11 protein-coding genes are annotated in these 10,306 nt (G+C 50.2%); 8 read left to right on the top strand and 3 right to left on the bottom strand.

Features of this window, described 5'->3' with window-relative positions; translation table 11 throughout:
- Positions 1-93 precede the first annotated feature (93 nt).
- From rpoZ to WCO51_05255, 4 genes are read left to right on the top strand one after another with little or no spacing between them, the layout of a single operon-like run.
- Complete coding sequence (rpoZ, locus tag WCO51_05270; GenBank protein ID MEI6512671.1) at positions 94-1,044, top strand: DNA-directed RNA polymerase subunit omega; 951 nt, start codon at positions 94-96, stop codon at positions 1,042-1,044.
- 15 nt (positions 1,045-1,059) lie between these two features.
- Positions 1,060-2,202 (top strand): molecular chaperone DnaJ, encoded by a 1,143-nt coding sequence (gene dnaJ / locus WCO51_05265; GenBank protein ID MEI6512670.1) that lies wholly within the window; start codon positions 1,060-1,062, stop codon positions 2,200-2,202.
- Positions 2,203-2,207: 5 nt separating this feature from the next.
- Positions 2,208-3,092, top strand: coding sequence for a 50S ribosomal protein L11 methyltransferase (gene prmA / locus WCO51_05260; GenBank protein MEI6512669.1), 885 nt, complete (start codon positions 2,208-2,210; stop codon positions 3,090-3,092).
- Positions 3,065-3,829, top strand: a complete 765-nt coding sequence (locus WCO51_05255) for a 16S rRNA (uracil(1498)-N(3))-methyltransferase (protein ID MEI6512668.1) — start codon at positions 3,065-3,067, stop codon at positions 3,827-3,829. The genes prmA and WCO51_05255 overlap by 28 nt, the downstream gene beginning before the upstream one ends.
- Here the strand turns inward: WCO51_05255 and leuD are convergent.
- A complete protein-coding gene (gene leuD, locus WCO51_05250) occupies positions 3,811-4,407 on the bottom strand; it encodes a 3-isopropylmalate dehydratase small subunit (GenBank protein ID MEI6512667.1) in 597 nt (198 codons plus the stop codon). The genes WCO51_05255 and leuD overlap by 19 nt on opposite strands.
- A gap of 219 nt (positions 4,408-4,626) precedes the next feature.
- Positions 4,627-6,018, bottom strand: coding sequence for a 3-isopropylmalate dehydratase large subunit (gene leuC / locus WCO51_05245; protein MEI6512666.1), 1,392 nt, complete (start codon positions 6,016-6,018; stop codon positions 4,627-4,629).
- A 139-nt stretch (positions 6,019-6,157) separates the two neighbouring features.
- Between leuC and WCO51_05240 the strand changes: the two genes are divergently transcribed.
- The 3 genes from WCO51_05240 (at position 6,158) to WCO51_05230 (ending at position 8,498) form a co-directional block, all read left to right on the top strand.
- The gene (locus WCO51_05240) at positions 6,158-6,349 is read left to right on the top strand and encodes a hypothetical protein (protein MEI6512665.1); all 192 of its coding nucleotides are present in this window, start codon (positions 6,158-6,160) and stop codon (positions 6,347-6,349) included.
- A gap of 37 nt (positions 6,350-6,386) precedes the next feature.
- The gene (locus WCO51_05235; protein ID MEI6512664.1) at positions 6,387-7,583 is read left to right on the top strand and encodes an argininosuccinate synthase; all 1,197 of its coding nucleotides are present in this window, start codon (positions 6,387-6,389) and stop codon (positions 7,581-7,583) included.
- 201 nt (positions 7,584-7,784) lie between these two features.
- Positions 7,785-8,498 (top strand): hypothetical protein, encoded by a 714-nt coding sequence (locus tag WCO51_05230; protein ID MEI6512663.1) that lies wholly within the window; start codon positions 7,785-7,787, stop codon positions 8,496-8,498.
- Between the two features lie 78 nt (positions 8,499-8,576).
- Here the strand turns inward: WCO51_05230 and WCO51_05225 are convergent, their stop codons facing one another.
- On the bottom strand, positions 8,577-9,092 hold the full coding sequence (locus WCO51_05225; protein MEI6512662.1) for an ankyrin repeat domain-containing protein: 516 nt from the start codon (positions 9,090-9,092) through the stop codon (positions 8,577-8,579).
- Between the two features lie 400 nt (positions 9,093-9,492).
- Between WCO51_05225 and WCO51_05220 the strand changes: the two genes are divergently transcribed.
- Positions 9,493-10,119: a hypothetical protein gene (locus WCO51_05220; GenBank protein ID MEI6512661.1), complete on the top strand. Its 627-nt coding sequence runs from the start codon at positions 9,493-9,495 to the stop codon at positions 10,117-10,119.
- Positions 10,120-10,306: the final 187 nt, after the last annotated feature.

Here is a 10,306-nt window from a genome sequence, read left to right as displayed (position 1 = left end):
CCAATACCTCCGAGATTTCCTGAAGTTTAGAGAGTGAGCTTGTAATATTCACCAGTAAAAAGGTAAAGTATGCAAGATTTTGTGGATAGCACTATGATCGAGCCTACATACACGCATAGCAACGCCCCTGAATATACGATTGGCGTAGCTGCACAGCTATCGGAATTGCCTCTTTGGCTGCTGCGCGAATTAGATACACGGGGAATTATTGTTCCCCAAAGGACCGGGGGAAACCAAAGGCTCTACTCTCGAGAGGATATTTCTCGACTTAAAGTTGTTCATCATTTGGTAAAGGACAGAGGCGTCAATCTTGCAGGCGTCCAAGTAATTTTGGAAATCGAACCGCACTTGCGTGCGGCATTTGTGGAGATCCCTATGTTATACCCATCAGCCGACAAACTCAACGAATTCCCAAGCCGTTACATGCTGGTACTTCTAGCTGCCAAGCGTGCTAAGCAATTAAAAGAAGGCGCGCAGCCACTCGTAGCGTGCGATTCTAACCATCCTCTCACCATTGCCCTCGAAGAGATTGCACAGGGCAAAATTAAACCAAGATTTGTGGAAAGCGAAGTTGAAGTCGAAGAAGTTATCATGGAGAGCATTCCCTTGGAACCGGAAGAAGAGTTCTTCCCTGTTGAAACTCTCGCGATAACTGAAGTTATTACCGAAGTGGAAGTAGTTGAAGAAGGAACCGAAGTAATCAAACCAACCCTTGCTTCACTTCTTGGTGGTGTAGAACCGTTACCGGAAGAGTTGGTCGCTGTGGATGATGCATCCCTCGCGCCCGCTGATGATATTAGAGGGCTCCAAGAATTACTCGGTGATGTAAGCGAACCCCCTCTGGAAACTCTTACTGTAGAAGCAGAGATTGTACTAACTGAAGAGCCTGTTTCAGCTGAGTCTCCAGTAGAGATATCTGTCATAGCAGAGCCACTCGCTGAAGAAGCTGTCTCTCCTGAAGTAGTCCCGATTGTTGAAGCAGGCGAAATCGAAGCTGCTGCTGAACCAAAACCTAAGGGTCGAAAGAAAAAGGCAACACCATAAAGCGCAACTGGAACTATGAGTAAACGCGACTATTACGAAGTGCTAGGGGTAGGTCAGGATGCGGATGCGGATGAAATTAAACGCGCATTCCGCCGTCTTGCTCGTGAATATCATCCGGATGTCAATAAAGATGAAGGCGCCGAAGAGCAGTTTAAAGAGCTTAGTGAAGCCTATACTGCCTTAAGTGACAACGAAAAACGCGCAACTTATGATCGCTATGGTCATGCCGGCGTTAATGATATGAACTCCGGCAGTTACAGCGACTTCAGCGCTGGTTTTGGTGGATTGGGTGAAATATTCGACGTTTTCTTTGGCGGAGGCCGAACGAGCGCTCGCGTCATGGCCGAAGATGGCCGCGACCTTCGAATTGACCTTGATATCACCTTCGATGATGTCCTGAGTGGCTCACAGCGCAAAGTCACATTCCAACGCATGGAAACCTGTTCTGAATGTGATGGCACAGGCGCTAAAAGCGGCTCTAGCCCCACAATTTGCCCTGAATGCCGAGGCGCAGGTCAGATCCGTCATATGCGCCAAACAATGCTCGGCCAAGTCACTCAAGTAGTTCCCTGCGGACGATGCGGTGGTAACGGTCAGATCATAAGCGATCCCTGCACTACCTGCGAAGGCAGCAAACGAATCCGCAGAGAAATTAATTTCGAAGTTAAAGTACCGGCTGGTTCTGAAGATGGGCTTACCCTCCGCTATTCCCATGAGGGTGATGCCGGAAGAAGCGGCGGTCGTCCCGGCGACCTCTATGCCGTCCTTCATCTACCGCCTGATAAACGCTTCACACGAGAGGGCACTGAGATATTCCGAACCCGTAGCATTTCCTTTGTTAAAGCCACACTAGGCGGCAAAGTGAAGCTCGCCGGTATTGATGCCGAACATGAGCTTGAAATCCCAGCAGGAACTCAACCAAACACGGAATTCCGCATAGCCGGAGCCGGTTTGCCGCCAGTTGGCGGCGGAGTTCGCGGTGCCCTTCACGTCAGCATCAACATCAAAGTCCCCAAAACTGTCAACGAAACCCAACGCAACCTCCTCCGCCAATTCGCCATAGCAAGCAACGAATCTGTAGAAAGCATCGCTGATCAAGGTGAGAAAACCTTCCTCGAAAAGTTCAAAGATAAAATCAGCAAAAGCGAGGAAGGCTAAAGGCTATGGATTGGTTAGCGGTAGACATTGAGTTCGAACGAGGCATTAGTGAAGAGCAACTTGATTGGGTAGCGGATTTACTTTCGTCAGTGTTTGAGCAGCACGGCGTTAATGGAATTGAAATCAAGCCAAAGCTGGGGATCGTGATAGGCTACCTTCCAGCTGATACTAAGGCGGAGGAGCGAGTTCGCAATGTGAAGGACGCGCTAGAGCGCTTAATCGAAGTTAACACTGAATTCCCCTGGCCAAAATCAGTGCGAGTCAAACGGTTCTCTGAAAAAGAATGGACACAAACGCTCTTCGGAACGATCAAACCCCGCCGTGTGGGCGACCGCTTAATCGTCACCCCATCATGGGAAAAACCCGATCCAAAACCCGACGATCTCGTGCTCATCATCGATCGCTGCCAAGCCTTCGGCACCGGCGATCATCAGACAACTCAACTATGCCTTGAACTGATCGAAAAGTATGTGAAGCAGGGGGATGTGGTAGCCGATATCGGCACTGGTTCAGGCATTCTCTCCATTGCAGCTTTAAAACTAGGCGCAAAGCAGGCGCTGGCAATTGATAATGATCCTCTCTCAATTGAAGCTGCGACCGCCAACATGGAAATCAATGGTGTCCTAGATCGAGCGCGACTGGCAGAAGCATCCGGATTTGACCTCCCAGAGGAAAATTTCACCCTAGTGGTCGCCAATATCAACACTTTTATCATCATCCAACTTATCCCCGATGCTGTCCGAGCTATCCCCAAGGGTGTTCTCTGGATCATGTCGGGCATTACAATCTCCAATTGGCTCAACCTCAAAGAAAAACTCGAGGAAGCTGGTTTTGAGATATTGGAGAAGAGGGAGAGTGGCGATTGGGTCGCAGCAGTAGTACGCCGCTAAATTCCTTGCCGCGTTTCTTCGTTGATCCTTCACAGATTACGGGGGTATATGTTGATATCCCTGGTGAAGACGCCCACAAGATAAGCAACGTCTTAAGACTTCGGGTGGATGAAGAAATCGTCGTCCTCGACAACACCGGCGCCCGCTATCACTGCCGATTAACCGCAGTCAGTAAGAACCTATCAAGCGCAGAAATCCTCACACTAATTGACGGCCCCTCTGAACCAAAAACGTCTATCACACTGGTTCAAGCACTCGCAAAAGGGGACAAAGTCGAGCAGGTCATCCGCCAAAACACAGAAGCAGGCGCAAGCGCGTTTTGGTTAATGAATACAGATCGCTGCATCGTGCAGATTGAAGAAAAGAAATGTGACCAACGGGTTGCAAGATATCAAAAGGTTGCAAGAGAAGCTGCTGAGCAATCCAATCGGGCGAAAGTCCCTGAAGTAAATGGCATTCTCAGACTTAAACAAGCTTTGGCTGCCAGTGAAGGTTCATTAAAGCTATTCTGCTATGAATCCGAGCAGACGCTTACCCTCAAACAATCGCTCCAAAATGCCCAACCCGACCAAGCCATCACACTCTTCATTGGTCCGGAAGGTGGATTCACTAATGAAGAAGTTGAACTCGCGAAGAAGTCTGGAGCAATAACCATCTCGTTAGGTTCACGAGTATTGCGCACAGAAACCGCCGGTTTAGTCGCCATCAGCCAGGTACTTTACGCGCTAGAAGGGTGACTTGCTTCATAGGCGCTAATCGCATCCTCATGCTGCATCGTCAGACTAATATCATCGAGTCCATTAAGCAAGCAGTGGCGCCTAAATGCATCAACCTCGAACTTAGCTTCAAACCCATCGCTATCGGTTATCTTTTGTTCTTCCAAATCAACTTCAAGCTGATAGCCCTTCCCTGCCTTGATCATCAAACTTTGCACAACTTCTTCTGGCAGCACGACAGGCAAGATACCATTTTTGAAGCAGTTGTTATAGAAGATGTCGGCAAACGAAGGCGCAATAATGACTCGGAACCCATAATCAAGAAGCGCCCAGGGAGCATGTTCGCGGGATGACCCGCAGCCGAAATTCTTCCCCGCTATCAGTATCTGCGCCCCCTGAAACTCAGCTTTATTAAGCTCAAACTCAGGGTTAAGCTCTTTGCCATTGATATATCGCCAATCATAAAACAAAAACTTCCCAAACCCCGTGCGCCCGATTAGCTTCAAAAACTGCTTCGGGATAATCTGGTCAGTATCCACGTTAATCCGATCCACCCGCCCCACAATCCCTCTAAGCTTAACAAATGGTTCCTTTCGTATTTCCTATTTAAGCTGTCAGCTTCAGCCCGTAGCGCCGGCGTCCCGCCGGCTCCGGGATTTTTCTCTTTCTCATTCTCTTTCTCATACTCTAATCCAGAAATCTCCGGCAGCGCCGCTTCGCTGTGTTTTGATTTTTCCGGTATCTTGCCTCTTGCTTCTTGCCTCTTGCTTCTTGCCTCTTGCTTCTTGCTTCTTGCTTCTAGCTTCTTGCCTCAATTTCTATCCCCTTACATCCACAAAATGCCCGGCCAATGCAGCGGCGACGGCCATTTGGGGGCTTACGAGGTGAGTTCTGCCGCCTTTGCCTTGGCGGCCTTCGAAATTCCTATTGGATGTTGAAGCGCATCGCTCGCCGGGGCTTAGGGTGTCTTCATTCATCGCTAAGCACATCGAGCAACCGGCCTCCCGCCAATCGAAACCGGCTTCTTTGAAGAGCTTATCCAATCCCTCTGCCTCTGCTTGGTGCTTAACCGCTACCGAACCCGGCACAACCAGCGTTCTAACTCCATCTGCAACCTTGCGCCCTTTAATCATCTCAGCAGCGGCACGCAAATCTTCTATCCGGCCATTAGTGCAGGAGCCGATGAAGACGGTGTTAACTTCTATCTCCATAATGGGCGTGTTAGGCTTTAGTCCCATGTACTCCAACGCCTGCTCGACAGCAACCCTCTCGGAGGCTGAACTGAATTCATCGGGTGAAGGCACACGGCCTGTAACAGGAACCGACATGCCTGGGCTAGTTCCCCAGGTTACCATCGGCGCCAGTTCTGAGCCGTTAATTTCAACTACTTGGTCGAACTTAGCGCCTTCATCGCTATGCAGTGTCTCCCAGCGGGCAACTGCCTTATCGAAATCTTTGGGGGCAAACGGTAGCCCCCTGAGATATTCAAAAGTCTTCTCATCAGGAGCCACAAGCCCCGCCCGCGCGCCCCCTTCGATGGTCATGTTGCATACCGTCATTCGCCCTTCCATCGATAGGTTGCGGATGACCTCGCCTGTGTATTCGATAATGTAGCCGGTTGCCCCGTCAGTGCCTATTTTATTGATAATTGCCAGGATCACATCTTTAGCCGTCACCCCGAATGGCAACTTCCCATTAACACGCACTTCCATCTTCTTCGGTATTGATTGGGGAAGGCATTGGGTAGCCAGCACGTGTTCTACTTCCGAAGTGCCAATCCCAAACGCCAACGCACCCATCGCTCCATGCGTTGAGGTGTGGCTGTCACCGCAAACAATCGTCATTCCAGGCTGCGATAGTCCTAACTCGGGACCGATAACATGCACAATCCCCTGCCGGGGGCTATCCAAATCATACAAAGTGACACCAAACTCGCGGCAGTTATTGGTGAGCGCTTCCATCTGGAGCTTGGCTATCGGGTCGCGAATGGGGATAGAGCGGTCGGTGGTAGGCACGTTATGGTCACAAGTGGCAAAGGTCTTCTCAGGATGCCGAAGCTTGCGCCCCGTCAACCGTAGCCCCTCAAATGCTTGCGGAGAAGTCACTTCATGAACTAAATGCAAATCAACATAGAGTAAGTCCGGCTTCCCCGCCTCGCTATAAACCACATGCTCTGCCCATATCTTATCTACCAAAGTCAACGCACCCATATTGTCTCCTAATAGTACTTTCGCCTTTTACGCAACCAGTATCGATATTATGTCTTTACTTACACGATTCCTTCAAGACATAATGCTAATAGAGTATAGCAGTGTTCGCAGATGACCAAACACGTCAGGAGGAATGCAAATGGGAGCTATTCAATTAGGTCTAACTATTATCGTGATTGCATTTATTGCCAAGTTTGCGTATTGGATATTGGCGCTCTTTGCCCATGTCTTATTCATCCCCGCAGTAGTTATCGGAGCCGCCTTGGTGCTTATCGGATTTTTGACCGGCAATAAATCGCTTGGCGGCGGCGACAAGCGCTATCTACCATAAATAATAAAGTTAGTTATATCAGTCAAAGGAGTTGACGTTGGGGAAAACAGTTGTTTTAGTTTATTCAGGCGGTTTGGATACCACGGTATGCATCCCCATGATGCGTGAGGAGTATGGATTTGACGAAGTAGTAACCATCACCGTTGATGTTGGACAGCCGAAGGATGATATTGAGGATGCCGAGGCCAAGGCCCGCGCATTAGGCACCAAGCACACCACGGTGGATGTCAAAGATGAGTTTGCCCGCGACTATTGCTTCACTGCACTCAAGGCAAATGCCGATTATCAGGGTTACCCCCTATCCACCTCGATCGCACGCCCTCTCATCGGCATCAAAGCCGTCGAAGAAGCGGCTAAGCTGCCACGAGTGGATGCCTTCGCACATGGCTGCACCGGTAAGGGCAACGATCAGTTCCGCCTTGAATTCATATTCCGAACAATGATGCCCACAGTACCCGTGCTTGCGCCGATGCGTGAGAAGAATATGACCCGCACAGAAGAAATCGAATATGCCAAAAAACGCAACCTACCCATCCAGCAAAGTCTTGAGAAGATATGGAGTATAGACGAGAACCTATGGGGACGCTCGATTGAAGGCGGTCGGCTGGAAGAACCGAATTACGCTCCACCGGAAGAAATCTTCCGATGGACTCAGGATCCGACCAAAGCCCCTGACATACCGCGTGTGGTTGCTATCAAGTTTGACGAAGGCATCCCCGTTGCCCTTGACGACAAGCCCTATTCACCGCTGGCGTTGATTACTGAGATGAACAAAATCGCGGGCGAGAATGGCGTTGGGCGGGTCGATATCATGGAAGACCGCATAATCGGGTTGAAGGTGCGCGAGAACTATGAGTGCCCGGCAGCCGTTGCCCTCATCCAAGCCCACAAAGCGCTGGAGGCATTGGTATGCACTCAGCAAGAACTCGGGTTCAAAGCAGATGCGGACCGCCGATGGGGTGAACTTGCCTATGCCGGTCTCTGGCTCGATCCCTTCAAGGAGAGTTTAGAGGCCTTCATCAACCAAGTTCAGAAGCGTGTCACAGGCACCGTCTACCTACGCCTATTCAAAGGCAGCTCACAAGTAGTAGGCCGCACTAGCCCTTGGGCGCTCTACTCCGAAAGCCTGGCCTCCTTCGATGACAAGAGCTTTGACCAATCGGAAATGGTTGGAATGGTAAAAGTCCATGGCCTCCCCTCCAAGCTCTACTATCGGCTGAAGAACCAGAAGTAGCAAGAATATAGCCTTAAGTTATAGACAGGGCAAGTCATCGGGCTTGCCCTGTTTTCATTTTACGTCCCACACTTTATTTAGCCTGTATTAATTCCCTGCTTCCTACCGATAATCATTTTAAGCAGCAAGCAGGTAACTGCGGCTGACATGTAGTATTGAAAGCTCATTTCACCGGTAATTCCGGTATCTAGGAGGCCAGAAATGGCAAAGGTTAGGTATTCAGTCAACTTACAAGATGTGCGTGGGAAAGCCGGCACCAGCGTCTTTTCAAAGACTATCAGCGGTAATATCCTTCGTACAGGATGTATGATCAAGGACGCCAACTCTGCTGCACAAAAGTCTGTGCGCGCGAACTTCACCAAAGCAGCAACTACATTCAAAAGTCTCACCGTTCAACAAGAAGCGGCATGGCAAAACTATGCCGACACACACGTGTGGACCAACCCTGTTTCGGGCTTCACCTACTCACCCACCGCCAACATGGTCTTTGTTATGCTGGCAACTAAGTTCCTGCAGATAAATCCCAATGGTTCCGTTCCTCTCTTGCCACCGTTTAGTGGTTTCTTGGGGGATGCCATCACACTGACTGCCGTAGGCGATTTTGCCAAAGTCACATTCACTGCCTCTGGAGTCAATACCACCAACGTAAAGACCGAATTGATGATAGCAAAGCTCAATTCTATCCACTGTAAGCCAGAGGATAACCAATTTCGTACCAAAGCATTCACCACATTTGTCACCGGCACACTGACCAGCACTGTATTACTCCCAGCCGGCGTCTATTCGCCGGCCTATCGCTTTGTTAACACCATTACAGGGCAGGAAACGGCCTTCCTTGTCCTCCCAACTATTCAAGTGGGAATAGTGGCCGCCGACGCGGACACCACCAAGACCAAAACCACCAAAGCCGCCTAACCGTTTTAACCTATCCCAAACAAAACAGGGCAGGAGCTTAGCTCCCGCCCTGTTTAATACTTATGTACTCACTTACGTTCAAGATCCCTTTATTGATAGCGCATTGCGGAGCAGGCCCATAATATCCGTATGACCATACTCTGCGGCAAGCATATACGCTGTAGCACCGTCTTTACCGTTCGTATTTTTAAGTGCCCCCTTCTTCAGGAGCAGTTCCACTACCGCAGTATGACCTGCCTTGCATGCGAGCATGAGCGCGGTTGCGCCAAAATCGTTCTTCTGCTGGAGGTCAGCGCCCTCATTGATAAGCTTCTTCATCAGCACGACATCCCCTTCCATGGCCGCCCATGTGAGATCAGTCCAACCTAAAGCAATCTTGGGTGCGACAACGGGCTTGTTATCAATAATCGGCGACTCAAGCTTTGCGCCTGCATTCAGGAGAAGCCGCTCTAAGTCGGAACGACTATGCATGCGTGCGTAGTATAAGGGCGTCTTGCCATTGCTGTCCCTTTCATTCACATCGCAACCTTGATGTATGTATAGAAATACCGCGATGAAGTTATCACTTATTATTGCCTGATGTAACTTCCCCATTTTAACTTCTCTAGCCTGGGCGCTGTCTATTGCAAAATTTATCTGTCATCAAGACCTTATGCCTTAATGTGACTAATTCGCCACATATCCCCGATTTCCTTCTTTTCCTATCAATAGTATAACATACGAGCGAGGGAATTGCATTAATTATTATTCAAGCAACTTGCCCCGCTCATGCGCTTGATGTGCGGGGGACCTGCGTGGGACTATGGATGAATATTGGAATATAACCGAATGAAGAACGGATGAAACCGGCTTTCTATCGGTCTCGATTCGATTTTAATTAATTATTAACGCATAGTCCCACGCGGGTAACGGGCAGGACGGTGGCTGCCTATAATCTTATTAAGTGCAGCAGGGGCATGCGGCTCTTGCAACTGGGATTGGGGAGGAGAATGCAATGGCTAAAGCTTTATTGGGATCAACACTCGAAGACCTGCGCGGCGGGGTGGGGAACCTTGTGGTAAGGATGCGTAATGGGCGGACGATTATCGGACAAAAGCCTGTCTACCGCAAACAGTTCAGTCCCAAGCAAAAGGTGACTTCCGCCCGGTTCAAACAGGCGGGGAACGCTTGGATGGCCTTGAGCTATGAAGAAGGCCTCGCATGGAACGCGGCGGCCAAAGGTCTGGCGACCACGGGACACACCTATTTCATGCGTTTGGCGGCTAAGTTTTTGCAAGTCAACCCGGACGAGGCGCCGCCTAATACACCGCCATTGGCGCGGTTCATGGGCGATACGGTGTTCTACAGCATGGCGGCAGTGCCCGGCGGGATCGAGTTCAGCGCCACAGGCACCAATACCCCGCCGTCTTGCACCGAGCTTTTGATTGAAAAGCTGGCCTCGATCCACCGCAAACCCTCCCAACGCTGGCAGTCGGCAGGCTTTGTCAGCTTCACAGTAGAAAACCTCACCGCCACCCTAGAATTAGACCCCGGCCCCTACGCCACCGCGACAAGGTTTGTTGATAGTGCAACGGGCCAAATGACCCCATGGCAGTGGGGAGAGCGGGTGGTGGTGGGATAGGGGATAGGGGAGAAGCAAGAAGCAAGAGGCAAGATGCAAGACCGGAACCCGAACACCCCTAAGGGGTGTCATTCAGAGCGGAGCGTGGAATCTGTCTGGGTCGGCAGCGTTTCATTTATAGGTTGTACCTGTCCGCAGGTTGATCACCAGACAGATTCCACGCCTGCGGCTCTGAATGACACCTATC

The organism is bacterium, assembly GCA_037131655.1.
GTDB lineage: Bacteria > Armatimonadota > Fimbriimonadia > Fimbriimonadales > JBAXQP01 > JBAXQP01.
The sequence above is the reverse complement of the archived record's forward strand: the minus strand, read 5'-3'. Positions and strand labels throughout refer to the sequence as shown.

Excerpts from the sequence above, each read along its gene's own strand:
- WCO51_05225 (MEI6512662.1), bottom strand. The coding sequence starts at position 9,092 with ATGGGGAAGTTACATCAGGCAATAATAAGTGATAACTTCATCGCGGTA.
- WCO51_05240 (MEI6512665.1), top strand. The coding sequence starts at position 6,158 with ATGGGAGCTATTCAATTAGGTCTAACTATTATCGTGATTGCATTTATT.
- WCO51_05230 (MEI6512663.1), top strand. The coding sequence starts at position 7,785 with ATGGCAAAGGTTAGGTATTCAGTCAACTTACAAGATGTGCGTGGGAAA.
- dnaJ (MEI6512670.1), top strand. The coding sequence starts at position 1,060 with ATGAGTAAACGCGACTATTACGAAGTGCTAGGGGTAGGTCAGGATGCG.
- rpoZ (MEI6512671.1), top strand. The coding sequence starts at position 94 with ATGATCGAGCCTACATACACGCATAGCAACGCCCCTGAATATACGATT.
- leuC (MEI6512666.1), bottom strand. The coding sequence starts at position 6,018 with ATGGGTGCGTTGACTTTGGTAGATAAGATATGGGCAGAGCATGTGGTT.
- prmA (MEI6512669.1), top strand. The coding sequence starts at position 2,208 with ATGGATTGGTTAGCGGTAGACATTGAGTTCGAACGAGGCATTAGTGAA.
- WCO51_05220 (MEI6512661.1), top strand. The coding sequence starts at position 9,493 with ATGGCTAAAGCTTTATTGGGATCAACACTCGAAGACCTGCGCGGCGGG.